This window comes from Leeia speluncae (assembly GCF_020564625.1).
GTDB classification, from domain to species: domain Bacteria; phylum Pseudomonadota; class Gammaproteobacteria; order Burkholderiales; family Leeiaceae; genus Leeia; species Leeia speluncae.
The window spans coordinates 1-278 of the sequence record NZ_JAJBZT010000041.1 but is presented as its reverse complement, the minus strand read 5'-3'; the positions used below and the strand labels follow the sequence as shown (position 1 = coordinate 278).

At 55.4% G+C, this 278-nt stretch carries 1 protein-coding gene; it reads right to left on the bottom strand.

Annotated elements, in window-relative coordinates:
* A partial coding sequence (locus LIN78_RS18010) for an aldehyde dehydrogenase family protein (RefSeq protein WP_227182270.1) occupies positions 1-278 on the bottom strand: 278 nt, incomplete at both ends.

The following is a 278-nucleotide window of genomic DNA, read 5'->3' as shown; positions in this document are numbered from 1 at the left end:
ATGGATGAGAAGCCAATGCCTGACCAGCCACCGAACCACGGCCTGTTAATACATTCACTACCCCAGGAGGAATGCCTGCTTCCAGTGCCAATTCACCCAAACGTAGTGCGGTGAGTGGGGTTTCTGTAGAAGGCTTCAAGACAATTGTGCAACCCGCTGCTAAGGCTGGAATCAGCTTCCAGATCGCAATCATCAATGGGAAGTTCCACGGCACAATGCCAGCCACCACGCCAACTGGCTCACGGCGGGTATACGCGGTATAGCGTGCACCCGCAGGC